General features: G+C 64.0%; 22 protein-coding genes and 2 pseudogenes. 10 read left to right on the top strand and 14 right to left on the bottom strand.

The features are described 5' to 3' along the window. Positions 1–156: 156 nt before the first annotated feature. Complete coding sequence (locus ACZ9GA_RS08675) at positions 157–1059, bottom strand: cation diffusion facilitator family transporter (RefSeq protein ID WP_457363072.1); 903 nt, start codon at positions 1057–1059, stop codon at positions 157–159. Between the two features lie 569 nt (positions 1060–1628). Between ACZ9GA_RS08675 and ACZ9GA_RS08680 the strand changes: the two genes are divergently transcribed. Then, a complete protein-coding gene (locus ACZ9GA_RS08680; RefSeq protein ID WP_457363071.1) occupies positions 1629–1922 on the top strand; it encodes a DUF3077 domain-containing protein in 294 nt (97 codons plus the stop codon). Between the two features lie 30 nt (positions 1923–1952). Here ACZ9GA_RS08680 and ACZ9GA_RS08685 read toward each other — a convergent pair whose 3' ends face one another. From ACZ9GA_RS08685 to ACZ9GA_RS08700, 4 genes and pseudogenes are all read right to left on the bottom strand, one after another. After that, entirely contained in the window at positions 1953–2381 is a 429-nt protein-coding gene (locus tag ACZ9GA_RS08685) for a (R)-mandelonitrile lyase (protein ID WP_455925416.1), read from the bottom strand. A gap of 48 nt (positions 2382–2429) precedes the next feature. After that, positions 2430–3197 (bottom strand): annotated as a pseudogene (locus tag ACZ9GA_RS08690) (carboxymuconolactone decarboxylase family protein); the annotation flags it as partial. Positions 3198–3231: 34 nt separating this feature from the next. Continuing rightward, positions 3232–4290: an NAD(P)-dependent alcohol dehydrogenase gene (locus tag ACZ9GA_RS08695; RefSeq protein WP_457363070.1), complete on the bottom strand. Its 1059-nt coding sequence runs from the start codon at positions 4288–4290 to the stop codon at positions 3232–3234. 87 nt (positions 4291–4377) lie between these two features. Next, a complete protein-coding gene (locus tag ACZ9GA_RS08700; protein ID WP_457363069.1) occupies positions 4378–5604 on the bottom strand; it encodes a multidrug effflux MFS transporter in 1227 nt (408 codons plus the stop codon). Between the two features lie 114 nt (positions 5605–5718). On the opposite strand from ACZ9GA_RS08700, the gene ACZ9GA_RS08705 reads away from it, so the two are divergent. After that, the gene (locus ACZ9GA_RS08705; protein WP_457363068.1) at positions 5719–6621 is read left to right on the top strand and encodes a LysR family transcriptional regulator; all 903 of its coding nucleotides are present in this window, start codon (positions 5719–5721) and stop codon (positions 6619–6621) included. Positions 6622–7395: 774 nt separating this feature from the next. Here ACZ9GA_RS08705 and ACZ9GA_RS08710 read toward each other — a convergent pair. The 5 genes from ACZ9GA_RS08710 to ACZ9GA_RS08730 all read right to left on the bottom strand — a co-directional run bounded on the left by ACZ9GA_RS08710 (position 7396) and on the right by ACZ9GA_RS08730 (position 14803). After that, positions 7396–8214 carry an SDR family oxidoreductase gene (locus ACZ9GA_RS08710; RefSeq protein WP_457363067.1) on the bottom strand — a complete coding sequence of 273 codons (819 nt, stop codon included), beginning with the start codon at positions 8212–8214 and terminating at the stop codon, positions 7396–7398. 1322 nt (positions 8215–9536) lie between these two features. After that, positions 9537–11033 carry an aldehyde dehydrogenase gene (locus tag ACZ9GA_RS08715; RefSeq protein ID WP_457363066.1) on the bottom strand — a complete coding sequence of 499 codons (1497 nt, stop codon included), beginning with the start codon at positions 11031–11033 and terminating at the stop codon, positions 9537–9539. Further along, positions 11030–11935 carry a dihydrodipicolinate synthase family protein gene (locus tag ACZ9GA_RS08720; RefSeq protein ID WP_457363065.1) on the bottom strand — a complete coding sequence of 302 codons (906 nt, stop codon included), beginning with the start codon at positions 11933–11935 and terminating at the stop codon, positions 11030–11032. The genes ACZ9GA_RS08715 and ACZ9GA_RS08720 overlap by 4 nt, the downstream gene beginning before the upstream one ends. Positions 11936–11964: 29 nt before the next feature. After that, complete coding sequence (locus ACZ9GA_RS08725; RefSeq protein ID WP_457363064.1) at positions 11965–13296, bottom strand: MFS transporter; 1332 nt, start codon at positions 13294–13296, stop codon at positions 11965–11967. 187 nt (positions 13297–13483) lie between these two features. Then, positions 13484–14803 carry an NAD(P)/FAD-dependent oxidoreductase gene (locus ACZ9GA_RS08730; protein WP_457363063.1) on the bottom strand — a complete coding sequence of 440 codons (1320 nt, stop codon included), beginning with the start codon at positions 14801–14803 and terminating at the stop codon, positions 13484–13486. 521 nt (positions 14804–15324) lie between these two features. Here ACZ9GA_RS08730 and ACZ9GA_RS08735 point away from each other — a divergent pair. From ACZ9GA_RS08735 to ACZ9GA_RS08765, 7 genes and pseudogenes are all read left to right on the top strand, one after another. Further along, positions 15325–16041, top strand: a complete 717-nt coding sequence (locus ACZ9GA_RS08735) for a GntR family transcriptional regulator (RefSeq protein ID WP_457363062.1) — start codon at positions 15325–15327, stop codon at positions 16039–16041. Between the two features lie 157 nt (positions 16042–16198). Then, positions 16199–17047, top strand: coding sequence for a glycine betaine ABC transporter substrate-binding protein (locus ACZ9GA_RS08740; RefSeq protein WP_457363061.1), 849 nt, complete (start codon positions 16199–16201; stop codon positions 17045–17047). An 81-nt stretch (positions 17048–17128) separates the two neighbouring features. Continuing rightward, a complete protein-coding gene (locus ACZ9GA_RS08745) occupies positions 17129–18241 on the top strand; it encodes a quaternary amine ABC transporter ATP-binding protein (RefSeq protein WP_027981804.1) in 1113 nt (370 codons plus the stop codon). Further along, positions 18238–19087: pseudogene (locus ACZ9GA_RS08750) on the top strand (ABC transporter permease). The gene ACZ9GA_RS08745 and the pseudogene ACZ9GA_RS08750 overlap by 4 nt, the downstream one beginning before the upstream one ends. After that, positions 19084–19935, top strand: a complete 852-nt coding sequence (locus tag ACZ9GA_RS08755) for an ABC transporter permease (protein WP_457363059.1) — start codon at positions 19084–19086, stop codon at positions 19933–19935. Before ACZ9GA_RS08750 ends, ACZ9GA_RS08755 begins: the two are co-directional and overlap by 4 nt. A gap of 10 nt (positions 19936–19945) precedes the next feature. Continuing rightward, entirely contained in the window at positions 19946–20944 is a 999-nt protein-coding gene (locus ACZ9GA_RS08760) for a 4-hydroxyproline epimerase (protein ID WP_457363058.1), read from the top strand. A gap of 15 nt (positions 20945–20959) precedes the next feature. Continuing rightward, entirely contained in the window at positions 20960–21973 is a 1014-nt protein-coding gene (locus ACZ9GA_RS08765) for a GlxA family transcriptional regulator (protein ID WP_457363057.1), read from the top strand. A gap of 179 nt (positions 21974–22152) precedes the next feature. On the opposite strand, the gene ACZ9GA_RS08770 is transcribed toward ACZ9GA_RS08765, so the two are convergent. Further along, a complete protein-coding gene (locus tag ACZ9GA_RS08770) occupies positions 22153–23052 on the bottom strand; it encodes a LysR family transcriptional regulator (RefSeq protein ID WP_457363056.1) in 900 nt (299 codons plus the stop codon). 139 nt (positions 23053–23191) lie between these two features. Here ACZ9GA_RS08770 and salA point away from each other — a divergent pair, with 139 nt between their 5' ends. Next, positions 23192–24451: a salicylate 1-monooxygenase gene (gene salA, locus ACZ9GA_RS08775; protein WP_457363055.1), complete on the top strand. Its 1260-nt coding sequence runs from the start codon at positions 23192–23194 to the stop codon at positions 24449–24451. 100 nt (positions 24452–24551) lie between these two features. On the opposite strand, the gene ACZ9GA_RS08780 is transcribed toward salA, so the two are convergent. The 3 genes from ACZ9GA_RS08780 to ACZ9GA_RS08790 form a co-directional block, all read right to left on the bottom strand. Then, positions 24552–24818: a hypothetical protein gene (locus ACZ9GA_RS08780; protein ID WP_457363054.1), complete on the bottom strand. Its 267-nt coding sequence runs from the start codon at positions 24816–24818 to the stop codon at positions 24552–24554. A 103-nt stretch (positions 24819–24921) separates the two neighbouring features. Further along, the gene (locus ACZ9GA_RS08785; protein WP_457363053.1) at positions 24922–25674 is read right to left on the bottom strand and encodes a substrate-binding periplasmic protein; all 753 of its coding nucleotides are present in this window, start codon (positions 25672–25674) and stop codon (positions 24922–24924) included. A 188-nt stretch (positions 25675–25862) separates the two neighbouring features. Then, positions 25863–26705 carry a transporter substrate-binding domain-containing protein gene (locus ACZ9GA_RS08790; RefSeq protein WP_457363052.1) on the bottom strand — a complete coding sequence of 281 codons (843 nt, stop codon included), beginning with the start codon at positions 26703–26705 and terminating at the stop codon, positions 25863–25865. Positions 26706–26720 lie beyond the last annotated feature (15 nt).

Raw genomic sequence — 26720 nt, forward strand, 5'->3', positions numbered from 1 at the left:
CTGGGGCGGCGGGCGCCCAGGCGTTCTTGGCAGTGTTCAAAGGGGTGCAGCCTCACGCCTCTGGGGGCATTCAGGCGGGCAGGGCGGTATCCGGCGGGCGCGCGGAATGGCGCAGCTTGCTGCGGCGCAGGGCCATGGGCAGGTTGACGATGCGCTTCATAGCCAGCGTCTGTCGCGGGTGAAGGCCACGCTGATCCAGCGGTTGGGCCCGGCATGGCCGATGCCGGCGGCGATGTCTTCGCGCACCCGGTCCAGTTGCTCTACGGCCCAGCTGTTCATGGCCGGCGGCACCACGATGTGAATTTCCACGAACAGCCCACGGCCCACTTGCAGCGCCGAATGGCTGAAGGCTTCGAAGCCGTGACGCTGGCTCATGGTGGTCATCAGCCGGCTGATGTCGGCGTCCAGGGTGCTGGGGGTGATACGCAGGATCTGGCTGACGGCCTTCACCACATGGCGCGCCGGGCCGGGCATCAGCAACAGGGTGAGCACGGCGAGGATGCCGGGGTCGACATAGGGAGTGAGAAAACCGTATGCGCTGCCCTGTAATACGTACCCCAGTACAAACGCCAGCAACAGGGCGCTGGTGATGGACAGCGACATCCACCAGCTTTCCACGTCCAGGGCCAGCAGTTCGGACTGCGCCACGCGGTTGCCGCGGCGCACGTACTGGTGCATCAGCGCGCAGGCCACGGCGGTGACGGCGGTGTAGACAATGGCGCCGTCGAACACCAGGGCATGGCCGCCGTGCAGCAGGCTGCTCAGGGCATTGATGAAGGCATAGGCGCAGAGCATCAGCAGCACGCTGCCATTGAGCGCAAGCACCAGCGGTTCGATGTGCCAGTAGCCGCTCTGAAAACGTCGGCCCACGCCCTTGGCCAACAGGCGGGCGACCAGCAGCGAGAGCAGGGCCATGCTCGAATCGATGGCGTTGAAGAGGCCGTCGAAAACGATGGACTGTGAACGGCAGTAGAGGCCGAACGCGACGCCGGCGGTGGCCAGCAGGGCGGTGACCAGCATCGAGACTTTGAGTAATTGTTGTTCGGTCGATGATGCCATGACGCTGTTTTCCGAAGAGGGAAAGCGGCGATGATCGGGCGGTGAGTGATCATCTGGATGGGATGATCTTACTGGTGGATGTTGCGCATGTAAACGTCTTTATCGCTGTTGTACTAGTTTTGCGCAGATAAACGTTGTTCTTGTTGCGCATGCTGATTTTTGTGGGAGCGGGCTCTGCCCGCGGAGAGTACGACGCGGAGGACCTGAAGTAAGGTGGTGTCCGTTTCGTGGGCAGAGCCCACTCCCACACCTGTATGGGGCAGCCGGCAGACACATCCCGCCACAGCTTCTGTAGTCCCTAAAGTAGGACATTTCTGATTTGCTAGGGTAAGGTCCCCAACGTCTTGTGGTGCCTGATAAGCGCGCATACCCTGCTGCGGTCGCTGAAGGCCAGCGATCGGGTTTGGTAGCCCGTTCATCAGGCGTACAGCACCGCGCGACATGGCGGCTGTGCGCAGGGCACCTTCGTGTGCGCCGGGTTCCTGGTGACCGGTCTACCAACCTGCTTACAGCCGCCACCCATCGTTTGGTAGCGATGCCGCGGTCCATGCTTTCACCAAGGATCTACCATGACTTTCGAATCAACTGCACCTTCCCCTGCACCCCGCGCAACCGTGAACACCACCTTCGGTACCTGTGATTCCCAAGACCTTCCTTTTTATAGCGTACGCGCCGGAATCCCCATGGATGACGCATTGGTGCAGATCTCGCATCTGCTCAAGTGCGCGACAGAATCGGCGTATGAATTGAGTGATGATGGGATAGCGCAAAGCGGCCTGCTATGGTCCGCCTTGCATGCCATGGAGGCGGCCAAGGCATTGGCCGACGCTTTGATCGACGGCGTCAGCCGCAATCCTCTGTAGCCGCTTTGTGGGGCGGGGGGGGCAGGGGCTCTATTCGGTCACCAGCGGGCCCGCCAGGTATTGCTCGTCCGTCACCTTCTCCAGCCACTCGACATTCTTGCCATCGAGCATTTCGGTCATGGCCAGGTGCGACATGGCGGTGGTGGCCGACGCGCCGTGCCAGTGGCGTTTGCCGCAGGCACACGAGACCACGTCGCCTGCGCGGATTTCGGTGCGCGGGCCGCCTTCGCATTGGGTCCAGCCCACGCCGCTGAGCACCACCAGCGTCTGCCCCAGCGGGTGGGTGTGCCAGGCGGTGCGGGCGCCCGGCTCGAAGGTGACGATGGCGCCGCCCAGGCGGGCGGGCTCTGCGGCCTGGAACGGGCTGTCGATGCGCACCGCGCCGGTGAACCAGGCTTCAGGGCCTTTGATTGACGGCTTGGTGCCGCTGCGGACGATGGTTTGCGACGGTTCGGTCATGGGGTGATCCTGTGAAGACAAAGGGGTTGATGATTCGGCCGTTTTTCCCCGGCCGGCAAAGACGTCCTTGAGCACCGGCACCGCCGACATTGCCTTGGGCCAGCCGACGTAGAAGGCCAGGTGGGTGACCACTTCAGCGGCCTGGGCCTGGGTGAGGCCGTTGTCCATGGCGCGGTTGAGGTGGAACGGCAGTTGCGCGGCCTGGCCCTGGGCGATCAGTGCCGCCACGGTGACCAGGCTGCGGTCGCGGGCGCTCAGGCTGGCCTGGCGCCAGAGATCGCCGAACAGCACCTCGTTGGTGTAGCGGGCCAGTTCAGGGGCCACATCACCCACGCCTGCGGCCACGGCGGCACGGCGTTTTTCCTCGCTGGCCGGGTCCAGCGTCAGTGGTACGGCGGGCGGCGGCGCAATCTGCGCGGCCGCAATGTGCCGTTCACTGAATACTTGCTTGGCCACGCCCGCCGCCGACATCGCGTTGGGCCAGCCGGCGTAGAACGCCAGGTGAGTGATCAGCGCACTGATCTCATCGGGTTTCAGGCCGTTGTCCAGGCCCAGCTTGATGTGGCCTGTCAATTGCGCGGACTGGCCGCTGGCAACCAGCGCCGCCAGGGTGATCAGGCTGCGGTCGCGCGGTGCCAGCTCCTGGCGTTTCCACACCTGCCCGAACAGCAGGTCGGTGGTGTACTGGTACAGCTGCGGCGTCACTTGCAGCACGTCCGGCGACGGCTTGGGGTCGGGACGTGGCTGGCCCTGTTCGGCATCGACGACCGCCGAGCAGAGTAGGGTGGCGAAGGTGGTGGCGGTGATCAGTTTCATCGGGTGATCCTGGCTGAAAGGGGGAGGACGCCGGTCAAACGCCTTCCGGCGCTGGCAGCGAGCCCATGTCGATCACGAAGCGGTAGCGTACGTCGGCACGCTCCATGCGCTCGAAGGCTTCGTTGATCTGATCCATGCGGATCATTTCGCAGTCCGGCAGGATGTTTTTCTCGGCGCACAGCTCGAGCATTTCCTGGGTTTCGCGAATGCCGCCGATGGGCGAGCCGGCAATGCGCCGACGGCCAAGGATCATCGGCACGGTGTTTTGCTCGTCCATGGGGCCCACCTGGCCGACGATGACCAGGGTGGCGTCCACGTCCAGCAGCGCCACATAGCCATCCAGCGGATGCTTGACCGGCACGGTGTCGATGATCAGGTCGAAACTCGACGCGGCCGCCGCCATGGCGGCGCTGTCGTTGGACGGCAGCAGGCGCGCTGCGCCCAGTGCCAGGGCGTCGGCTTCCTTGTCGCGGGTACGGCTGATGACCGTGACGTCAGCGCCCATGCCCACGGCCAGCTTGACCGCCATGTGGCCAAGGCCACCCAGGCCGATCACCCCGACCCGGCTGCCCGGCACTACGTTCCAGGTGCGCAGCGGCGAGTAAGTGGTGATGCCGGCGCACAGCAGCGGCGCGACACGGGCCAGGTCAAGGCCGGCCGGTACGCGCAGGGCAAACTCCTCGCGCACCACCAGGTGCTTGGAATAGCCGCCGAAGGTGTTTTCCCCGGTGACGCGGTCCTTGCCGTTGTAGGTGTTGGTGTTGCCGTCGCGGCACAGTTGTTCTTCGCCCTTGCGGCACTGGTCGCAGGTCATGCAGGCGTCGACCATGCAGCCCACGGCCACCGCGTCACCGACTTGATAATGCTTCACTTGGCTGCCAACCGCCGTGACACGGCCGACGATTTCGTGGCCTGGCATGGCCGGGTACACCGTCCAGCCCCAGTCGTTGCGGGCGGTGTGCAGGTCGGAGTGACAGACGCCGCAGTACAGTACTTCCATGGCGATGTCGTTGGGGCGCAGCGCCCTGCGATCAAAGCGCAGGGGCGCGAGGGGGCTTTGCGGGGTCTTGGCGGCGTAGCCGATGGTCTTCATTGCTTACCTCGAAAAAGAGCCGATCAGTGCAAAGGCTCATGGTAGGCAACTTGGACCCATGGAAAAACGGCTATAAAGTGAATGAAGTCATGAGCAAGGCTCACTAATCGCCGCCGGGTCCCTGACAAGCCACAGCGCACACACCATGCTGGCCACGGCAAAGCCTGCGATGACGGTGGCCATGGGCCGGGGCGTGCCGTCGGCAAAGGCGCCGACCATGCCCGAGCCGATGATGCCGGTGCCGTACTGCAACGCGCCGACCAGCGCCGACACGGCGCCCGCCACCTCGGGAAAGCCTTGCAACGCGCCGACGATGGAGTTGGCGATGATCAGGCCGGCGCAGGCGACAAACACGAACAGCGGTATGACCAGCCCCATCAGCCCGGCGATGCCACCCCAGGCGTCCACCGCCAACCAAACACCGGCCAGGGCGGCCACGACCGTGCCGATGCGCATCAACTGATCACTGCCCAGGCGTTTGACCAGCCGGGCGTTGGCCTGGTTGGCCAGCATGATGCCGACCACCCCGGCGGCGAAGATCACCCCGTAGCCCTGGGGCGAAAGGTGGTAGTAATCGATATAGGCGAACGGCGTGCCGGCGATGTAGGCGTACATGGCGCCGTAGAAACAGCCCCCCGCGCTGGCGTAGCCGATGATGCGCCGGTCGGTCAGCAGGCGGCCGTAGCGTTTGAAGGCCTGGCTCAAGGGCGCGTGGTTGCGCAGCGCAGGGGGGAGGGTCTCGGGCAGGGTGTAGAGTGCCCCCAGCGTGATCGCGGCGAAAGCGGTCATGGCCCAGAAAATCAGCTGCCAGGAACCCAGTTTCAGCACCAGGCTGCCGACGCTTGGGCCTATCAGCGGCGCCACGGCCATCACGGTCATCAGGGTGGACAGCATCTGCGCGGCGCGGTGGCCCTGGTACAGGTCGCGGATCATGGCGCGCGCCAGCACCACGCTGGCGCAGGCGCCCACGGCCTGGACAGCGCGCCAAGTGATGACCATCGGCGCGGTGGTCGACAGTGCGCAGCCGGCGCAACCGGTGATAAACAGCAATAATCCCAAGGCGATGGGCACGCGCCGTCCGTAACGGTCGCCCAGCGGCCCCCACACCAATTGGCCCAGGCTGAAGCCAATCAGGTAACCGGAAATGGTCATTTCCAACTGGCCCGCGCTGGCGTGCAGGGCCTGGGCCATGACGGGCATGGCGGGCAGGTAGACATCGGTGGAAATGGAGGCAAAGGCCATCAGTGCGCTGAGGATCGCCAACAGCCACAGGCTTTGCTTGTCCGAGGGAGGTGCTGTTTGAAGGTGTTGCATGGTCAGGGTGACCCTCGAGTTTCACGGGAGGCTTTAGAACGGTACACTGTAAATTCTTGTGCTGCTTTCAACAATTGGCACTTGGCTTCATGCTGAGATGAGGAGTATTCATTAATGATCCGTGCCGGCTTGCCAGAACTCACGGCGTTCGTCGCCATTGCCGAGCAGCGCAGCTTCAGCGGCGCCGCGCGGGCGATGGGGGTGTCGCCTTCGGCATTAAGCCATTCCATGCGCGGGCTGGAAGCGCGCCTGGAGCTGCGGCTGTTCAACCGTACCACCCGTTCGGTGGCGCTGACGGAGGCGGGGGAGCAACTGTTCCGTCGGGTGCAGCCGCTGCTGGGCGACCTGGAAAGTGCGGTCAACGAGGTCACCTCCGAGCGCAACACGCCTACCGGCTCCATTCGCCTGAGTGCCTCGGAGTCGTCGTTCAAGCTGCTGATCCGCCAGGTGATACCGCAGTTTCTGGAGACCAACCCGCAGATCCACATCGAGTGCGTGGCCGACAGTCGCTTGGTGGATATTGTGGCAGACGGCTTCGACGCCGGCATCCGCCTGTATGACGATGTGCCCCGGGACATGATCGCCGTACGCTTCGGCCCCGACGTGCGCTTTGCCGCCGTGGCCTCGCCGCAGTACCTGGCCCGCCACCCGGCGCCCAAGGCCCCCCATGACCTGAAGGCTCATCGCTGCATTCGTTTTCGCTTTGCCAGTGGTACGTTGTTCCGCTGGGACCTGGACCATCTGGGGCGCTCGGCGAGTCTGGATGTGGATGGGCCGATGACGATGGACAACATCAACCTGATGACCGAGGCGGCGTTGGCGGGGATTGGCATTGCGTGGGTGCCGGAGCATCAGGTGGAGGAGCATGTGCAGGCGGGCAGGTTGATTAATGTGTTGCCTGAGTGGGGGCCTTACTATCCGGGGGCTTGCCTGTATTACCCGGCCAACCGGCATCCGCCGATGGCGTTGCGGATGTTTGCGGAGGCTGTGAGGGAGTGGGCGCGAAGTAACGAGTAGGTTGCGCGGGCGGGTGTGAACGCGGGAGATCTTCAGGGATACGTAAGTCTATATGCACACGCGAACCGCTTTTGCTTCCGTGAGGCCTTTGATCTTGATTGTGTGCCCCCGTTAGAGCCCAGGGCCGACCGGAGACGTCGATCAAGCGGCCTTCAGCGCAGCTGAAGGAGACGGAACCGGAGGCGCTTCTATTCCGGGCCGTCGTCCGCTTGATCGACGTCGGAGGGAGGGGACCCGGAGCGAAGCGTAGGGACCGGGCTCGGGGGCAAGACCTTTTTGGTTATTTTTTGGCTGGGCCGGCACACCGGGCGTTTGCCAAAAAGTGACCCGCCGTAAGGGCGGAACGGTGATTCTGCATCACCCTCGATAATGGATATGCTCACGATCTGTGGATCTCGCTTTTTCGTTCGTGAGTATATCCATTGCTGCGGGGGCGACCACCGACGGTTCCGCCCTTACGGCGGGTCACTTTTTGGCAGTCGCCCCAAAAAGTAACCAAAAAGGGCTCGCCCCTGCTTGGCCCCTACGCTGCGCTCCGGGTCCCCTCCTTCCGGCGTCGCCCACGCGGCTAAACGGCACCCGCTATAGAAGCGGGCGGGCTGCCGTTTCCTTCGGCTGCGCCGAAGGGCCCTGCGGGCAGCCGCGTGGGCAACGCCTCCAGTCGGGCCTACGCTTAACGGGGCCAAGATCAAGATCAAAAGCAAGATCAAAAGCCACAGCCACAGCCACAGCCACAGCTACAGCAACAGGGGCGCAGCTTCCGCGGCACGCGGTTTACTGGTCGCCGTACCAGTACTGAGCCGTGACACCCCCATCCATCAAAAAATCGCTACCGGTAATAAACGTCCCCTCCGCCCCCATCAGCAACGCCGCCACCGCCCCAACCTCATCCGGCGTACCACCGCGCTTTGCCGCGCTGGATTCGATCATGCGGCGGTAGCCATCCCCCCGCGGCCCATTGAGCTCATCGCGCGCCAGCGGCGTGAAAATGATACCCGGGCTGATGGTGTTGACCCGCGCCCCACGTTTGCCCCAGCGCACCGCCTCAGCTGCCACCCGCAAAGCGTTGCCGCGCTTGGACAACTGGTACGCATTGAGCGGGTCCGTGACCTGATCAGGTTGAAGCATGGGCAATGCCAGCAACTGCTCAGTCGGGGTCAGGGCCAGCGCCTTGTTCTGCTGCATGGTCAAGCCCGGCAACCGGTGACCCGATTGCGAGGCGATGACCACGGCCGAGCCACCTTTGGCGATCACGTCGCCGAACAGCTCCAGCACCAGGGCGGTACCGTAGAGATCAACGCGCAGAATGGTGGCCGGTGGCGCCTGGGAGGGCGATACGCCCGCGGCGTGGATCACGCCGGTGATGTCGCCCAGCGCAGTGGCCTTGGCCACCAGTGCCGCGACCGACGCGCGCGAGGCTACGTCTACCACCGTGGTGGTCACCTCGAAGCCGGCGTCATTGAGGACTTTGGCAGCGGCATCAGCTGCTTCCTGGCGCAGGTCAGCCAGCACCACGTGCTTGCCGGCGCTGACCCGGCGGGCAATCGCCTGGCCGATCGAGCCGGCACCAATGACTACGGTTACATCGCTCATGCAAATCTTCCAGTTGGAGGGGGTATTTCACAGTAGAGCAGCGGCGGGCCAGTGATAAGCCGGCCCGGCCTGCGTACCGTTGTGAAGAAATTTCAGGAATGTTCTGTAGCAGCAACGGCGTACTCCGCCTCCGTCTGATGCACCGCGTGCGCCAGACGCAGCCTTCGGCAGCTGCTACAGGACCGCGGCGTCTGCATCGCGGCCAAGGCCGGCTCCTACCACGTACGGTGTAGGAGCCGACCTTGCTCGCGTGCAGACAACGCGGTTTCAAGGCGCCGTAGCCGCTGCCGCAGGCTGCGCTGGCCCTGAGCCACGCTGCAAACCTGCAGGGTTCACGCCGGCCAGCGCAGCCTGTCGGCAGCGGCTACGGATAGACCGCGTCGTCTGCATCGCGGCCAAGGCCGGCTCCTACCACGTACGGTGTAGGAGCCGACCTTGGTCGCGTGCAGAGAACGCGGTTTCAAGACGCCGTAGCCGCTGCCGCAGGCTGCGCTGGCCCTGAGCCACGCTGCAAACCTGCAGGGTTCACACCGGCCAGCGCAGCCTGTCGGCAGCGGCTACGGACAGACCGCGTCGTCTGCATCGCGGCCAAGGTCGGCTCCTACCACGTACGGTGTAGGAGCCGACCTTGGTCGCGTGCAGACAACGCGGTTTCAAGGCGCCGTAGCCGCTGCCGCAGGCTGCGCTGGCCCTGAGCCACGCTGCAAACCTGCAGGGTTCACACCGGCCAGCGCAGCCTGTCGGCAGCGGCTACGGACAGACCGCGTCGTCTGCATCGCGGCCAAGGTCGGCTCCTACCACGTACGGTGTAGGAGCCGACCTTGGTCGCGTGCAGACAACGCGGTTTCAAGGCGCCGTAGCCGCTGCCGCAGGCTGCGCTGGCCCTGAGCCACGCTGCAAACCTGCAGGGTTCACACCGGCCAGCGCAGCCTGGCAGCGGCTACGGATAGACCGCGTCGTCTGCATCGCGGCCAAGGCCGGTTCCTACCACGTACGGTGTAGGAGCCGACCTTGGTCGCGTGCAAACAACGCGGTTTCAAGGCGCCGTAGCCGCTGCCGCAGGCTGCGCTGGCCCTGAGCCACGCTGCAAACCTGCAGGGTTCACGCCGGCCAGCGCAGCCTGTTGGCAGCGGCTACGGATAGACCGCGTCGTCTGCATCGCGGCCAAGGCCGGCTCCTACCACGTACGGTGTAGGAGCCGACCTTGGTCGCGATGCAGACAACGCGGTTTCAAGACAGTTGCTGCTACACCGGCTGTGTACCGCACTCTGTAGCAGCTGCCGAAGGCTGCGTCACAGGCGGCGCGGTGGTTCAGTGAGTGCTTAACCCTGCGACACGTCAATCCAGATGGTCTTGATTTCGGTGTACTGGTCATGCGCCCAGATGGACTTGTCACGCCCACCAAACCCCGATTCCTTGTAGCCACCGAACGGCGTGGAGGCATCACCTTCGCCGAAGCAGTTCACCGTGACGATGCCCGCGCGAATCTCGCGCGCCAGCTTGATGGCGTTGCGCAGGTTGTCGGTGTACACCGAGGCCGCCAGGCCGTACACCGAGTCGTTCGCCAAGGCGATGGCTTCATCCAGGGTGTTGAAGGTGGTGACCGACAGCACCGGGCCGAAGATTTCTTCCTGGAAAAGACGGCTGTCACGGCTCACGCCATCCAGCACGGTTGGCTCCACGAAGATGCCCTGTTCGGTGTTGCCACCAAAGCGCACATTCAGCTTCTCGCTGGCCGCCTGTTCCAGGTACGACTGTACCTTGGCAAAGTGCGATTTGCTGATCATCGAACCGATGCGGTTCTGCGGGTCCAGGGGGTTGCCCATTTTCCATTCGCGCATCTGCACGCCGATGCGTTCGAGCAGGTCGTCCTTGATGTCTGCGTTGACGATCAGGCGCGAAGAGGCGGAGCAGTTCTCGCCCATGTTCCAGAACGCGCCGTTGACCACGTGGCCGGCCACCGTGTCCAGGTCTTCCACGTCGCTCATGACCACGGCCGGGTTCTTGCCGCCGCACTCCAGTACGATGCGCTTGAGGTTGGACTCGGCGGCGTAGTGCAGGAACAGCCGGCCGGTGGCGGTGGAGCCGGTGAAGCTGACCATGGACACGTCCATGTGCCGGCCCAGCGGCTCGCCCACTTCCTTGCCGCCACCGGGCAGCACGTTGAACACGCCGGCCGGGATGCCGGCCTCGAAGGCCAGTTCGGCCACGCGCAGGGCGGTGAGGGTGGTTTCCTTCGCCGGCTTGACCACGATGGAGCAGCCGGCGGCCAGCGACGGTGCGATTTTCCAGGCCAGCATCAGCAGCGGGAAGTTCCACGGCAGCACCAGGCCGACCACGCCGATGGCTTCGCGCACCACCAGGGTCAGGGCGTCATGGCCCACGGGGGCGGTGTTGTCGTAGATCTTGTCGATCAGCTCGGCGTGCCAGCGCACCATGTGGATGGTTTCCGGCACGTCCACCAGCTCGCATTCGCGGATTGGCTTGCCGCTGTCCAGGCTCTCCATCACCGCCAGTTCGCGGGCGTTCTGCTCCAGCAGGTCGGCGAAGCGCAGCAGTACTTTCTTGCGCGCGCCGGGCGACAGTTTGCTCCAACGCCCGTCCTCGAAGGCGGCCTTGGCGGCGGCGACGGTGTGGTCGACGTCACTGGCGTCGCAGGCGACGATGTGGGTCAGCACCTGGTCGGTGGCCGGGTTGGTGGTGGCGAAGGTGTCGCCCGAGCGCGAGGCGTAGGGCGCGCCATCAACGAACGCCTGGGTCGGCAGCACCAGCTTGTCGGCAATGGCCTGGTACTGTTCGGTGGTCAGCAAGTCGCTCATTTGGCACCTCCGGTGATCTGCGCCACTTCACGTTTCAGGTCGGTGATGACATTTTTCAGTGCCTGTTTCTCTTCGCCGCTCATGGCCTGCAACGGTGCGCGCACGCCACCGGTGGCCTGGCCGTTGAGCTCGCAGCCGTACTTGATCGACTGCACGAACTTGCCGCTTTCCAGGAAGTCCATCAGCGGCATGAACGCCGACATGATCTTGCGGCCCTTGTCGAAGTCTTTCTCGATCACGCAGGCTTCATACAGCGCCACGTGCTCGCGGGGGATGAAGTTGGAGCCGGCGCACACCCAACTGCGCGCGCCCCAGGCGAAGAACTCCAGGGCCTGGTCGTCCCAGCCGCAGGACAAGGCAATGTTGGGGTAGTTGCGCGCCAGGAAGTGCAGCTGCGCCATGTCACCGGAGCTTTCCTTGATGGCGACCACGTTCTTGCTCGACGCGATGGCGGCAAAGTAGGCGGCGCCCATGCTCACCCCCATGCGCGCCGGGTAGTTGTAGAGCATGATCGGCAGGTTGGCGGCGCGGTCCACGGCGTGCAGGTGGGCGGCGTTTTCCAGCTCGGTAGGCAGGGCATAGGGTGGCGAGCCCACCAGGATGGCATCGGCCTTGATCTCGCGTGCGGCCTGGGCGACGGCCACCGAGTCTTCGGTGCGGATGGCGCCGGTGCCGATCACCAGGGGCAGGCGGTTGCCGATCACGGCCTTGGCCTTGGCGCCCAGGTCGAAACGTTCCTGGGCGGTCTGGGCGTAATACTCGCCGGTGGAGCCGCCGATGATGATGCCGTGCACCTTGGATTCAATCAGGTATTCCAGGGTTTCGGTGAAGGCTACGTGGTCGATTTCACCCTGGGCGTTGAGCGGGGTGATGGCGGGGGTAAAGATACCGTCGAAGTTCATGCAGGTGTCTCCTTGATAAGGGTGGCAGATCAATGGCTGAGCGCGGCGGCGTCGCGCAGGCTCAGGGACTTGGTTTCAGGGGCCATGGCCCAGGCGGCGGCAAGGCCCACCAGGGTCACGGCGGCGGCGACGTACATGGTGTTGCCGATGCCGACGCTCTGTAGGGAATAGGGGACCAAATAGGTGCCAACGGCGGCGCCGATGCGCGACAGCGACGTGCCGATGCCCACGGCCACGGCGCGGATTTCAGTGGGGAACAGCTCGTTGGGGTACACCAGTTGCAGCACCTGGGCGCCGCCGATGAACAGTGCGTAGGCGCCGAACAGCGCCAGCACCAGCATCTCGTTGCCATCGGGGAACAGGCCCAGCAGCAACAGCGCCAGCCCTGACCACAGGAAGCTGTGGATCAGCATGCTGCGCCGGCCCATGACGTTGATCAGCTTGCTGGCGAACACGCAGCCAATGACGAACAGCAGGGTGATGGCGATGGAACCGAAAGCGGCCCAGTCGCCCTTCAGGTGCAAGGCATCCAGCACTTTGGGCGCGAAGGCGTACACGGCGAACACGGGGATGATCGAGCACGACCAGAACAACGTGACGAACACCAGGCGTTTGCCATAGCCACGGCTCAATAGCCCCCACAGCGAGGTGCTGCCCTGGTCCGGTTGCTCGGGCAGGTTGGCCAGGGAGAATTGCGCGCCGTAGACGCTCTTGATCACCTGCTCGGCTTCATCGGGGCGGCCTTTGCTCAGCAACCAGCGTGGCGATTCCGGCGTGCCCAGGCGCAACAGCAGCAACGCCAGGCCAATCACTGCGGTGCTGGCCAGCACCAGGCGCCAGGCATCATCGCCGCCCTGGGTGATCAGCGTGTTGCCGACGATGTAGGCAAAGGCGGCGCCGGCGAACCACATGATGGTAAGGCCAGCCAGGCGCGGGCCACGGTACTTGCGCGGCAAAAACTCCACCAGCAGCGCGGTGGCCACCGGGTACTCGATGCCCACCGCCAAACCCAGGACAAAGCGGCACACGAACAGTGCAGGCGCGGACTCCACCCACAGTTGTGCCAGGGAACAGACAATAAAAAGAATCGGGCCGATGAAATAGACTTTCTTGCGGCCTAATTTATCGGTCAATACACCACCGAGAAAACCGCCAAAGAAAACACCGATCAAGGCCGACGCGGCAATCATGCCTTGCCAGAATTCGGATAAATGCAACGCGGCGGACATTTGCAACATGGCAATGCCGATAATGCTCAGTACATAACCGTCGACAAAAGAACCGCCGCCGGAACGGACGGTCAACTTGCGGTGAAAGGCGTTGAGTGGAACATCTTCAATACAGCAAGTAGGACTTTTCATGCTTGTCTCCTATATCGCCTGACGACTGTCGGGAACATGAACATTCCCGATCAACAGGCGAACCTGGGAGCTGGTGGGCCAGCGAGTTAGGGCAGGTGTCGAAAAGCTCGCTGGTCAACCAGCTCCCACCGCAGTGGGTTGTTTTTGTTTTTACTTGCAGGTGCTGTGAAACGATGCAACGGGTGAATCAGCTCTCCTTGCCAGCGCGGTATTGGCCCCAGGCCAGGTTCATGTTCACCCCGGCCGACAACAGCGGCTCGGGCGGGTTGCGGCTGGGGCCGGGGGCCGCCAGCAGGAAGTCGGTGAGGTGATCGCTTTCGCCCGCCAGCCAGTCGGCCAGCAAGGTGCCGGTGACCGTGCCGCGGGTCACCCCCAGGCCGTTGCAGCACAACGCGCCGTAGACGTTGGGCGCCAGTTGGCCAAAGTGCGCCATGTGATTACGCGACAGGCTCAGCGAACCGCCCCAGGTGTACTCGAAGTCCACCTGCGGCAGCATCGGGAAGCGCTCGCGGAACGAGGCCTGGTGGCGCTTGATGAAGCGGCGCAGGTACTTGGGATCACTGCGCCCATCGGTGTTGAAGCTGAAGCTGTTGCGCACCAGGATGCGGTTGTCCACGGTGCGGCGCAGGGTGGTGCCAAACGGGTCGGCCGGGATCACGCCCCAGTAGGGTTTGCCGCCCAGGCGTGCCTGCTCGTCTTCGGTCAGGGGGCGGGTGAGGCTGCCGTAGGTGAAGATCGGCAGCATGCGACCCTTGAGGAAGCCGAAACTCATGGCGAAGGCATTGTTGGTCATCACCAGCTTGTCGGCGACGATGGCGCCGCCGGCATGCACCAGGCGGGTCTTGGCGCCGTATTCCACCTCGGTGATCACGGTGTTTTCGTACAGCGTGACATTGCTCGGCAGGCTGTCGGCCAGGCCGCGCACCAGCGCCGCCGGCTGGATCAGCGCGGTGCCGGGGGTGAACAGCGCCTGGCGGTAGAACGAGGTGCCGATGTGCTGGGGCAAATCCTGCTGGTTGATCACTTCATAGGGCTGGTCCAGCTTGTCCAGGCCGCGACGGTAGGCGTCCAGCACGGCAATGCCGCGGCCTTCGATGGCAGCCTGGTACTTGCCGCATTCACGCAGTTGGCAATCAATGCTGTGCTGCTTGACCAAGTCCTTGAGGATGGACTGACCCTTGAGGTTCAGCGCCAGGCTGATCTTGGCGACCGCGATGTCGCCGATGTAGTCGTCGGCGCCAATGTCGTGGGGCAGGTCGATGGCAAAGCCGGCGTTGCGCCCCGAGCTGCCATAGCCCACGGCCTGGGCGTCGATCAGCACGATCTCTTCATCGGGGAAGTGCGTGGCCAGTTGCCGTGCGGCGGCCAGCCCCGTGAACCCTGCGCCCAACACCACCCAGCGCGCGGAGCGGGTGCCCACATGGGCGGGGCGCGGCGTGCGCGGCGGGGCCAGGTGGTACCAGCCACACGTGGCGTCATCGGCGGGAACATGGGTGACCTTTGCCATTTCAACGACCTGATTGTTGTTGTCCATTGGTGAGGTGGAGTCATCGCGCCGTCACATGATCGGGCTATGAATACTTCGTGTATACATCGTGTCGACGCACTATAGGGCAGGATTATTCGGGGTGTCTAGAGCCCCCCTGTGGGTCGTTTGAGTGAGTGAAAATTGCGCTGGATGGACCCGTCGGGGGATCCCCCAGGCCGCCGGAGCCCTTGTAAAACGGGCCTTTGCGCCGTTTTCGGGTGTCGCCACCAGACCTGCAATCGGCGGGGGACGGTGCGCGGGCGCCGCCCGTGACCATTCCATTACCGACGCTCTTCATTCCTGAAAGCGACTACCCCTGCCTGAGGGGTGTGGGGTTAAGCCGTTGAAAACAAACGGTTTATAAAAATTCGCAAAGAATTTTTTGGGTATTCTGCGTGTATACAGCATGAATACAGGTCGTTGACCGATGCCCGTCCCCGTGCCAGTCTGATTCCCATAAGCCGACCGCTACTGACGGTAAACACCCTTGGAGGTCGTTTGTGAAAAGCGGCAAGAACAGTCTCTACGACGACTTGAAACGCCAGATCCTGACCATGGAACTGAGCCCGGACGAAGTGCTGGACGAGGTGGGCCTGAGCGAGCGCTACGGGCTGTCCCGTACCCCGGTGCGCGAGGTGTTTCGCCGCCTGGCCGGCGAAGGCTACCTGGACATTCAGGAGAACCGTGGCGCCAGGGTGATCGCCATGAACTACCAGACCCTGCGCAATTTCTTTCTGGTGGCGCCGATGATCTACGCTGCCATTGGCCGCCTGGCCGTGCACAACTTCCGGCCGCGGCAACTGGACGACCTCAAGCAGACGCAGTTCCGCTTCCGCCAGGCCACCCAGGCCAAGGATGCGCTCGGCATGGTGCTGGAGAACAACCGCTTTCACGAGATCATGGGGGAGATGGCCGGCAACCCCTACCTGGAACCCAGCCTGGGCCGCCTGCTGATTGACCACGCGCGCATCGGCCACACGTTTTACCGGCCGCGCGACCCGGACATGGAGCAGCGCCTGGATTTGTCGGTGGAACATCACGACGCCTTTATCGAGGCCATCGGCAAACATGATGAAAGTGCCGTGGTGGACCTGGTGTTCGAACACTGGGAGCTGTCGCGGGAAAACATGGAAATCTTTATCGCGCCGCAAGGGCTTGAAGTCGATGGACTCGGCGAACTTTCACGGGGTGCAAACCCTGGCAATAAGTGGCCGTGACACCGGAGTAAAAGGCAAGGGGAGTTGCCTGCTTCAGTCGTAACGAGCTGTTCAAACGGTAACGAGGTACATCGGCTGGGGCGAAGTTTCCGGCGCGAGCACGTGTGGCTTTAATAAACATAAACCTGGTTTTTTATTGCGTACTACGAGGTCAGTCATGAGAACGATGTGGAAAGCACTTTGCGCAGCAACGTTGGCGGGCGTGGTGATGTTGCCAGTCCATGCTGAAGAAAAGACCATCACCATGGGCACCTTGTCCTGGGAAGACTTGACCCCGATTACCGGGATTACCAAGAAAGTGCTGGAAGACTCGGGCTACACCGTCAAGGTGGTGGAGTTCTCCGAGTGGGGCATTGCCTACGCCGCCCTGGGCAAAGGCGATATCCAGGTATTGGCATCGCAGATTGACTACGCGGCCAATGACTACTGGGTGAAGAACAAAAATCGCCTGGAGAAACTCTCGCCGGTGTCCCATGGCCTGTACCAGGGCATCGCCGTACCCAAGTACGTGCCCATCGATTCGCTGGATCAACTCAACGACAACGCCGACAAGCTGGGCGGCAAGATCATTGGCATCGAGCCGGGGTCGGGCCTGATGAGCGACGCCACCAAGGCCGTCAGCGAATACGGCATCAAGCTGCAACTGGTGGAAGGCAGTACCGCCGCCATGACTGCCGCGCTGAAGTCGGCCGTGGACCGCAAGGAACCCATCGCGGTCACGGTGTGGGAACCGTCGTGGATGGCGCAGAAGTTCGACCTCAAGTTCCTCAAGGACCCGAAAAATGTGTTCCCGCCACCCCAGGGCTACTACTGGGTGGGCCACAAGGGCTTTGCAGCTGAATACCCGCGGGCTCGCGAGCTGATGGCCAGTGTGTTTGTGCCGGTGGCCGACATCACCGCCATCAACGGCGAAGTGAAAGACGGCAAGACCATGGAGCAGGCCATCCAGAACTGGACCTCCAGCCATGGCGAGCTGCTAAAGCGCTGGGAAAACGTAAAACAATAATAACGCTGCACTGAATCACGCCACTGCCGAACTTGGATTAATGAGAAAAACCAGCGAAAAACTGGTTCTACGGGTTCCCACATGAAAACGTCCAACGTAAACGCCAACGAAGTGCTGATCGATTGCCAGTCGCTGTGGAAGATTTTTGGTCAAAGCGCCGGTGCCGCCATGAAAGCGGTGGTCAACGAGGGCTTGAGCAAAACCCAGGTGCTGCAAAACTTCAGCTGTGTGGTCGGGGTATCCGACGTCAGCCTGCAGGTTCGCCGCGGCGAGATCTTCTGCATCATGGGCCTGTCCGGCAGTGGCAAATCCACCCTGATCCGCTTGCTCAACAAGCTGATCACCCCCAGCGCAGGCAAGGTCGTGGTCAAGGGCCAGGACCTGTCCACCTTGAATCCTGCGCAACTGCGCGAAGTGCGCGCCCGCCACATCGGCATGGTGTTCCAGAGCGTGGCGCTGCTGCCCAACCGCACCGTGCTGGAAAACACCGCCTTTGGCCTGGAAGTGCAGGGCGTGGGCAAGGCCGAGCGTTACCAGGTGGCCGAGCGCGCCCTGGCCAAGGTTGGGCTCACCGACTGGGCCCAGCGTTACCCCAATGAATTGTCCGGCGGGATGCAACAGCGCGTGGGCCTGGCCCGGGCGATTACCGCCGACCCGGAAATCATCCTGATGGATGAACCCTTCAGTGCCCTCGACCCATTGATCCGCCGCCAGTTGCAGGACGAATTCCGGCAACTGACCAAGGATTTGGGCAAGTCGGCAGTGTTCATCACCCACGACCTGGACGAAGCCATCCGCATCGGTGACCGCATCGCGATCATGAAGGACGGCGTGATCATCCAGGTGGGCACGGCCGAGGACATCGTGCTCAACCCGGCCGACGATTACGTGGCCGAGTTTGTCGCCGGCATTTCGCGCCTGCACCTGGTCAAGGCGCATTCGGTGATGACCCCGGTGGCGGCCTACCGCGCCGCCCACCCCAACGTCGATATCAGCCGCCTGACCCGCACCACCCCGCAAGCCGACATCGACCAGCTGATCCAATTGACCATGGCCTCGGACCGCGACGCCCTGGCGGTGGTCGACGACGGCCAGGTGGTGGGCATCATCACACCGCGCGACCTGCTGCGCGGCGTGCAGGGCATCCCCAGTGAATTCACCGAGGCCGCCCAGGCCGTGGAGACGCTGAAATGAACCTGCCGGATTTTTCCCAACCCTTTGATGAAAACGTGGACGCCGGCCTGCAATGGCTGTCTGACCACGGCGCCAACTGGTTCGACTTGGCCAATGCCGCGCTCAAGGGCCTGTACGAGGCCGTAGTGTGGGTGATCGCGCTGCCGCCGTTCTACGTGGTGGCGCTGATCATTGCCTTGCTGGGATGGCGCGCGGTGGGCCGGCGCTTTGCGCTGCTGACTTTCGTCGCCTTGCTGTGCTGCGAGCTGATCGGCCTGTGGCCGGCCACCGTCAGCACCCTGGCGTTGGGTGCTGACCGCCACGGTATTGGCCCTGGTGGTGGGCATCCCGCTGGGGGTGGCCGCAGGCCTGGCGCCGCGTTTCGACCGATTGGTCGACCCGTGCCTGGACCTGGTGCAAACCCTGCCGCCCTACATCTACCTGCTGCCGGCCATTGCCTTGCTGGGCTACGGCCCGGCCACGGCGCTGCTGGCCACCTTCATCGTCGCCGTGCCGCCGGTGTTGCGCCTGACCTCGCTGGGCATCCGCATGACGCCCCGCGAGTTCATCGAACTGGGTGACGCCAGCGGCGTCACGGCAGCGCAGATGTTCTTCAAGATCCGCCTGCCGTTCGCCATGCCCAGCATCATGGCCGGCATCAACCAGAGCCTGATGATGGCCTTCGGCATGGTGGTGATCGCCGGCATCGTCGGCTCCGGCGGCCTGGGCGAAGCCATCTACGGTGCGGTGCGCACCCTGGACATCGCCAAGTCGATCAACGCTGCCATCGCCATCGTCATCCTCACCATGATCCTTGATCGCCTGGCGCAAAGCGCCGTGCGCAGCAACGAAGGAGCCCGCTCATGAGCCTTCCCGACCTGCATTTTTCCCCGGGCGAGTACCTGGCGCCCGCCGTGGACTGGCTCAACCGTCACCTGCATGGCCTGTTCGTGGTCATCAGCCAGGTGATCGAGGCCGTGCTGGGCGCGGTGCAGTCGCTGCTGTTGGCGCCGCACCCGCTGCTGTTGATCGCCATCGTCGTGGTGCTGGCGTTCTTCTTCGCCCATCGCCGGGTGGCTGTTTTTGCCGGGCTGATGTTGGCGTTCTGCCTGTTTTCCGGCCTGTGGCTGGCGTCGATGCAGACCATCGCGCTGGTGTCGGTGGCGGTGCTGATCTCGGTGGCCGTGGCCTTCCCGCTGGGCGTGCTGGCGGCGCGGGTCAAACGCGTGGACACCTTTATCACGCCCATCCTCAACATCATGCAGACCGTGCCGCCGTGGGTGTACCTGATCCCGGCGGTGATGCTGTTCAGCCTGGGCCGCGTGCCGGCGATCATCGCCACCATCGTCTACGGCATCCCGCCGATGCTGCGCCTGACCACCCTGGCGTTCAAGCAACTGCCCAAGGACCTGCTGGAGTTGGGCCAGGCTTCAGGGGCTTCGCCGCGCGACATCCTGTTCAAGATCGAATTGCCCACCGCTGCACCGACCCTGTTGGTAGGGCTCAACCAGTGCATTTTGCTGTCGCTGGCCATGGTGGTATTGGCCGGGCTGGTAGGGGCAGGGGGTCTGGGCGCGGAAGTGACCCGCGGCCTGACCCGCATGGAGATGGGCCTGGGCCTGCGCGCGGGCCTTGCCATTGTCGCGGTGGCGCTGTTGCTCGACCGCTTGTCCCGTGGCGCCTTGCAGCGTCATTCACCGCGCCAGTTGGCCTGAGGAGTGTTTGATGAGACGCAGCTTTTTCTGCATTGATGCCCACACCTGCGGCAACCCGGTACGCGTGGTGGCCGGCGGCGCGCCGCTGCTGCCGATGCTGCCCATGGCCGAGCGCCGCGACCTGTTTGTGCGTGACCATGACTGGGTGCGCACGGCGCTGATGTTCGAGCCGCGCGGCCATGAGGTAATGTCCGGGGCCATCATTTACCCCAGCGTGCGCGAGGATTGCGACTTCGCCGCGCTGTTCATCGAGGTCAGCGGCTGCCTGCCCATGTGCGGCGCAGGCACCATCGGCCTGGCCACCGTGGTGCTCGAAGAGGGCCTGGTGACGCCCCGCACGCCCGGGTTGCTGGCCATCGAGACGCCGGCCGGGCGGGTGGACGCCCAGTACGAGATGGGCGAGGGCGGGGTCAGTTCGATCCGCCTGCTCAACGTGCCCAGCTACCTGCACGCTGCCGACGTGGTGGTGGAGGTTCCGGGCGTGGGGCCACTGACCGTGGACATCGCCTACGGCGGCAACTTCTACGCTGTGGTCGAGCCGCAGGCCAACTGGCCGGGGCTGGACGGCCTGGTCACTGCGGATATCGTCAGCCTGAGCCGCCGTTTGCGCACGGCGTTGGCCGAGGTGTGCAACCCGCAGCATCCGCAGCATCCAGCCATTGAGGGCGTGCACCACGTGATCTGGTGCGACCGCTCCCATCACGACGGCGCCGATGGCCGTAGCGCGGTGTTTTACGGCGACAAGGCCATCGACCGTTCGCCCGGCGGCACCGGTACGTCGGCGCGCATGGCGCAGCTGGTGGGCAAGGGGCGGTTGGCGGTGGGCGATCGGTACCGCCACGAGAGCCTGATCGGCACGTTGTTCGAAGGCCGAGTTGAAGCGCGGGTCAAGGTCGGCGACTATGAGGGCATTCGTCCCAGCATCGGCGGCTGGGCAAAGATCATCGGCCACAATACTATTTTCGTCGACGACAGCGACCCGCTGGCGCACGGTTTTCTCCTGCTCTGATTCATGAGGCACGCCTTGACTGCACGCACCACCCTCAGCGGTTTTCACGAAGCCAGGACCACTGGCCGCGCCGCACCGACCGAACCACCTGCGCCGCGGCAAAGCCGTGTGGCCTTCGTGTTGCTGGCGCATTTCTCGCTGCCGGCCTTCACCCAGGCGCTGGACACCCTGGTCACTGCCAACCTGCTGCGGCCCAAGCTGTTCACCACCACCACCGTCGGCCTTGAGCCTGGCGAGGTGATCAGCGACCTGGGCCTGGTGATTCGCCCGGATGCAGCCCTCAGCCCGGCCTTGCTGGAGGGCCTGGACCTGCTGGTGATCTGCGGCGGGCACCGCACCGAGCTCAAGGCCAGCCAGCCCTTGATCGACTTCATTGAAAGCGCCGCCAAGCGCGGGGTTACCTTGGCCGGTTTGTGGAACGGTGCCTGGTTTCTGGGGCGTGCTGGCGTGCTCAACGGTTACCGCTGCGTGATCCACCCCGAACACCGACCGGCCCTGGCCGAGATTGCCAAGACCTCCCACGTTACCAGCGAAACCTGCGTGCTGGACCGCGATCGCCTGACGGCGTCGAGCCCGGCCGGGGCGTTCCAGATGACCCTGGAGTGGATCAAGGGCTTGCATGACAAGGCCTTGATCGAGGGCATCGAAGACATTCTGGCCTTTGGCGAGTCGCGTTACCGGCGCATCAACCCGTCGAAGAACGTCTCGGTCAGCCCGGCGCTGCGTGAGGTCATCGACCTGATGGACGCCAACCTCGAAGAGCCACTGGAGTTCGCGCAACTGGCGGCGTATGCCAAGCGTTCGCGTCGGCATATCGAGCGGTTGTTCAAGGAGCAGTTGGGCACCACGGCGCAGCGCTATTACCTGGAGCTGCGCATCATCGAGGCGCGGCGGTTGTTGCAGCACACTGAGCTTTCGATGGTGGAAGTGCTGGTGGCCTGCGGGTTTGTGTCGCCTAGCCATTTCAGTCGCTGCTACAGCGGTTACTTCGGTTATCGGCCGTCGAAGGAAACGCGGTTCGTCAAGTAGCTGCGGCGCCCCTGACGCAGCCTTCGGCAGCGGCTACACCACCCCCTGTGGGAGCGGGTTCTACCCGCGAAAAGAACACCGCGTATTACCTGGCGCAACGTGGCGTCCTTTTCGCGGGTAGAACCCGCTCCCACAGAGACAGTTGCTGCTACAGGACGGCGTCAGGGGTGACACGGTGTTCAATCACTGAACAACTCCACCATCAACTGCCGAAACCACTGGTTGGCCGGGTCGCGGTTGAACTTGGCGTGCCAGAACAAATTGATGGCGATGTCCGGCAGCGTCACCGGCAAGGGCAGGGCGGTCAAGCCGAACGGTGCCACGCAGCTGTCGGCAAAGCGCTGCGGCACGGTGGCGATCAGATCGGTGTGCTGCAAAATCGCCCCCACGGCCACAAAGTGCGGCACCTCCAGGCGAATATCCCGCTGCAACCCGGCCCGCTGCATGTGCGCGTCGATTTCCCCATGCCCGGTGCTGGTCGCCAGGATGCGCACGTGCCCATGGGCGCGAAAGCCCTCCCGGGTCATGGGCCCTTGCGTCAGCGGATGCCCCTGGCGGCACAGGCACACATAACGATGATGAAACAGCCGCCGCTGATAAAACCCGGCCTGCAAATCAGGCAGCAAGCCCACCGCCAGATCCACCTCACCGGCTGCCATGGCGCGCGGCAGGTCGGCGTCGCTGCGCCGGGTGCTGAGTGAAATACCCGGGGCGCGCTCAAGCAGCGTCTGGATCAGCTTGGGCATGAAGTAGATTTCGCCAATGTCGCTCATGGCCACCACCAGGCGCTTCCGGCTGGTGGCCGGGTCGAAGCCGGCAGGCTGGTTTAGCGCGCCTTGCAGGGTACTGATCGCCAAGGACACTGGCTCGGCCAATTGCGCAGCGAAGGCGGTGGGCTCCATGCCCTGGCGGGTGCGCACGAACAGGTCGTCATGCAAGGCATCGCGCAGCCGCTTGAGCGCGTTGCTCACGGCCGGCTGGCTCAGGCCCAGGTGTTCGGCGGCGGTGGAGACGTTTCGGTCCAGCAGCATCTGGTGAAAGATCACCAGCAGGTTCAAGTCGATATCGCGCAGGTGCATGGCCATTGTTCTCGTTGTCGGCTGTGCGCAGTGTCTATTCAGGTTGGTGATACTGTCTATACGGGCTGGACCATTTATCAATAGTGGACCGCAGGGGCATGATCGGGGTATTCCAACAACAAGACCTGAGGAATCCCCCATGACCCGCTTGCGTGTTTCCATCATCGGCGGCGGCATTGCCGGCGTTGCCCTGGCATTGGACCTGTGCCGCCATACCCATCTGGATGTGCAATTGTTCGAGGCCGCTGCGGCGTTCGGCGAAGTCGGTGCGGGCGTGTCGTTCGGCGCCAATGCCGTGCGCGCCATCGACGGCCTGGGCATCGGCGCTGCCTACGCGCAGATCGCCGACCGCACCCCGGCGCCCTGGCAGGACGTGTGGTTCGAATGGCGGCGCGGGTTGGACGCCGGTTACCTGGGCGCCAGCGTGGCGCCTGGCGTGGGCCAGTCGTCGGTGCACCGTGCCGACTTTCTCGATGCCTTGGCCCGCCAACTGCCTGAGGGGATAGCGCGCTTCGGCAAGCGGGCAGTCAGCGTCGAGCAGCATGCCGAGCAGGCGTGCGTGCACTTTGCCGACGGCAGTCAGCACAGCTGCGATGTAGTGATCGCCGCCGACGGCATCAAATCCACGGTGCGTGATCATGTGTTGCGCGGCCTCGGCCAACCGGTGGTTACGCCGCGCTACAGCGGCACCTGTGCTTATCGGGGCATGATCGACAGCCAGCTGCTGCGCGCGGCGTATCGCGAGGCGGGCGTGGATGAGCATCTGATCAACGTGCCGCAGATGTACCTGGGGCCGGATGCCCATATCCTGACGTTTCCGGTCAAGCAAGGGCGGTTGATCAACGTGGTGGCGTTTATCTCCGATCGCAGCCAGCCCGAGCCGCAGTGGCCCGAGGGCCAGCCGTGGGTGAAAGCCACTTCCCAGGCGGACATGCTGCACGCCTTTTCGCAGTGGGGCGATGCCGTGCGTGTATTGCTGCAGTGCATCCCCTCGCCAACCCTGTGGGCGCTGCACGACCTGGCCGAGCTGCCTGGGTACGTCCATGGCCGCGTAGCGTTGATTGGCGATGCCGCCCACGCCATGCTGCCGCATCAGGGGGCGGGTGCCGGGCAGGGGCTGGAAGATGCGTGGCTGCTGGCGCGTTTGCTGGGCGATGTGCGTGTGCTGGACGGGCCGGCGCAGCAGGTGCTGGAGGTGTATGACGCGATCCGCCGCCCGCGTGCCTGTCAGGTTCAGCGCACCTCGAGGGAGGCGGGGGAGTTGTACGAGTATCGCCGTTGTGAGGGCGATGAGGTGCTGATGGCGGCAACGCTGGCCGAACGGTTCGATTGGGTGTGGAACCATGATCTGTACGCCGACCTGGCCGCTGCGCAGGCTGCCCTGAACTGGCACCTGTAGCAGCTGCCGAAGGCTGCGTCATGAACGACGCGTAGCATCAGGCAATACGCGGCGTCTGTGACGCGGCCTGGCGGCCGCTGCTACAAAGGTAGGTGCTGCTTTACGATTTGCACTGCATCAACACCACCTTGCAGGTGCGCGGCGTGCCGCCCGAGCGCTCTGCGTAGGTTTTGCAATTGGCCAGGGATTTCTTGCTGGCCGCGCTCAGGCTTGGGCCCCAGGCCAGGCTGCCTTCGCCCTGGGTGGGCAGGGCCTTGGCGTAGCAGCGCGAGGGGTCGCCGGCGCAGCCGGTCAGCAGGGCCAGTTGCAGGATAAGGAGGGCCGGCAGGGCACGGCGGGCGCAGGTGCGCAGGGTACTTCTGGTCATTGCGGTTTCCATCTGACGGGGACTGCTTCGTCTGAGACACGAGCCAGCATTATGCGCCCGATGGGCTGTCAGGCGTAGGTAACCAACATGAAAAATCCCCGGCTCAAGGCGCCAGGGGCTGATCGTAGCGGTGCTGGATACGCTCCAGCTCGCCCGAATGGCGCAGCCGGTCCAGGGCGCTGGCCCAGGCGGCGACCACCTTGTCGTCCGCGTCGCGGCTGAAGGCGATGTACAGCGACGAGCGATAGAGCTCGACCGGAATCTGGCGCAGGGTGCCGGGGGCAATGTTCAAAACACGGCTGTAATAGGCCACGCCCGACGGCGTGTCACCGACGATCAGGTCCGTACGCCCGGCCAGCAGCATACGGTACAGCTGCAGGTTGCTGGTTGCGCTCTTGTCCAGGTTGCCGAAGCCCTGCGCGCGCAGCATGTCGGGGATCAGTCCGGCTTGGCGGGTGGTGATCTGGGGGGCCTTGAGCAATTGTTCGCGGCTGTCGAGCGGCTGCATGTTGCTCAATTGGTAGGGGTAGATGGCCTCCTCGACAATCGGCCCCACCCATTTGTACAGCGGCTCGCGTTCCGGGGTGCGGAACAACGAATACATGATGGTCTTGGGGCGAGTCTGCAGGGCGTGGGTGCTGCGCATGCTGGGCAGCAATTGCAGGGGGAACTCGTCGCCGGTCAGCGCCATGATCGCCCGCACGATCTCGGTGGTGATGCCCGTGACCTGGTTATTCTCCATGTAGTTGTAGGGCGCCCACTCTTCGGTGACGACCTGATAGGGCGCAGCCGAGGCAGTGGGCACCTGGCTCAGCCAGAGACACAACAGCACTTGCATGAAGGTCGAAGGTTTCACGTATCCTGCCTGGCCGGATGGGCTGCGTACGCCAGTATAGACACTGGCATGCCGGAGGCGTTCGCCGCAACCCCGTGGCCGCTGCGTAACCGCGTCGTCTGCATCGCGGCCAAGGCCGGCTCCTACCACGGACGGCGTAGGAGCCGACCTTGGTCGCGATGCAGGCACCGCAGTTTCAAGCCAGGTGCTTACGGAGTAATGTCGGCATGAAACCATTTGTCCGACAGTTTCTTCACCGTGCCATCGGCCAGCGCTTGGCTCAGCGCCTCGTCCAGCCGCGCCTTCAGGTCGGTGTCGGCCTTGCGAAACGCCAGCGCCTCACCCGGCCCCCAGATCGGCCCGCCAATCTTCGGCCCCACCATGCGCACGCCCTGGTTCTCGGGCGTCTGCAGGGCGGAGGCAAAGAAGGTCACGTCATCGAAAGCAAAGTCGATACGCCCCGCCGTCAAATCCATCATGTGCTCGCCGGACTTCTTGTAGACCCTGATCGTCGCCACGTCGGCGAAGTTTTTCTGCACGAAATCGGTATACGCCGTGCCCGACTGAATGCCGATGGTCTTGCCCTTGACCATGGCTTTGAGCGCCGCGATGGTGGCCTGATCCGTGGCCGCAGTGCCGTCGAGTTTCACCGCCTGGTCGCTGGGCGCGCTGGCGATCACATCGGGCGTGGCGCTGACGAACACGCCTTGGGTGGCGGCATAGGGCTGGGAGAAGTCGACCACGGCCTGGCGCTCGGGGGTGATGACGATGGCGTCCATCAGCATGTCGAACTTGCCGGTGTTGAGCCCGGCGATCATGCCGTCCCAGTCCTGGGCCTGCAGCTGGCAGTCCAGTTGGGCGCGGGCGCACAGGTTGCTGAGCAGTTCGGGCTCGAAGCCGGCGATTTGGCCGCCGGGCAGGGTGGTGTTCCAGGGCGCGTAGGCGCCTTCGGTGGCCACGCGCACGGTGGTCCAGGGTTGAGCGTTGGCCAGGGCGCTGGTCAGGGCAAGGCAGGTGGCGATCACACGGGTGCAGCGATGGATGACGTGCATAGGTTTCCCCAAAGG

The sequence above is a fragment of the Pseudomonas sp. TE3644 genome, assembly GCF_056278815.1.

Coding starts and splice junctions, on each gene's coding strand:
- ACZ9GA_RS08675 (WP_457363072.1), bottom strand. CDS start 1,059: ATGGCATCATCGACCGAACAACAATTACTCAAAGTCTCGATGCTGGTC.
- ACZ9GA_RS08680 (WP_457363071.1), top strand. CDS start 1,629: ATGACTTTCGAATCAACTGCACCTTCCCCTGCACCCCGCGCAACCGTG.
- ACZ9GA_RS08685 (WP_455925416.1), bottom strand. CDS start 2,381: ATGACCGAACCGTCGCAAACCATCGTCCGCAGCGGCACCAAGCCGTCA.
- ACZ9GA_RS08695 (WP_457363070.1), bottom strand. CDS start 4,290: ATGAAGACCATCGGCTACGCCGCCAAGACCCCGCAAAGCCCCCTCGCG.
- ACZ9GA_RS08700 (WP_457363069.1), bottom strand. CDS start 5,604: ATGCAACACCTTCAAACAGCACCTCCCTCGGACAAGCAAAGCCTGTGG.
- ACZ9GA_RS08705 (WP_457363068.1), top strand. CDS start 5,719: ATGATCCGTGCCGGCTTGCCAGAACTCACGGCGTTCGTCGCCATTGCC.
- ACZ9GA_RS08710 (WP_457363067.1), bottom strand. CDS start 8,214: ATGAGCGATGTAACCGTAGTCATTGGTGCCGGCTCGATCGGCCAGGCG.
- ACZ9GA_RS08715 (WP_457363066.1), bottom strand. CDS start 11,033: ATGAGCGACTTGCTGACCACCGAACAGTACCAGGCCATTGCCGACAAG.
- ACZ9GA_RS08720 (WP_457363065.1), bottom strand. CDS start 11,935: ATGAACTTCGACGGTATCTTTACCCCCGCCATCACCCCGCTCAACGCC.
- ACZ9GA_RS08725 (WP_457363064.1), bottom strand. CDS start 13,296: ATGAAAAGTCCTACTTGCTGTATTGAAGATGTTCCACTCAACGCCTTT.
- ACZ9GA_RS08730 (WP_457363063.1), bottom strand. CDS start 14,803: ATGGCAAAGGTCACCCATGTTCCCGCCGATGACGCCACGTGTGGCTGG.
- ACZ9GA_RS08740 (WP_457363061.1), top strand. CDS start 16,199: ATGAGAACGATGTGGAAAGCACTTTGCGCAGCAACGTTGGCGGGCGTG.
- ACZ9GA_RS08745 (WP_027981804.1), top strand. CDS start 17,129: ATGAAAACGTCCAACGTAAACGCCAACGAAGTGCTGATCGATTGCCAG.
- ACZ9GA_RS08755 (WP_457363059.1), top strand. CDS start 19,084: ATGAGCCTTCCCGACCTGCATTTTTCCCCGGGCGAGTACCTGGCGCCC.
- ACZ9GA_RS08760 (WP_457363058.1), top strand. CDS start 19,946: ATGAGACGCAGCTTTTTCTGCATTGATGCCCACACCTGCGGCAACCCG.
- ACZ9GA_RS08770 (WP_457363056.1), bottom strand. CDS start 23,052: ATGCACCTGCGCGATATCGACTTGAACCTGCTGGTGATCTTTCACCAG.
- salA (WP_457363055.1), top strand. CDS start 23,192: ATGACCCGCTTGCGTGTTTCCATCATCGGCGGCGGCATTGCCGGCGTT.
- ACZ9GA_RS08780 (WP_457363054.1), bottom strand. CDS start 24,818: ATGACCAGAAGTACCCTGCGCACCTGCGCCCGCCGTGCCCTGCCGGCC.
- ACZ9GA_RS08790 (WP_457363052.1), bottom strand. CDS start 26,705: ATGCACGTCATCCATCGCTGCACCCGTGTGATCGCCACCTGCCTTGCC.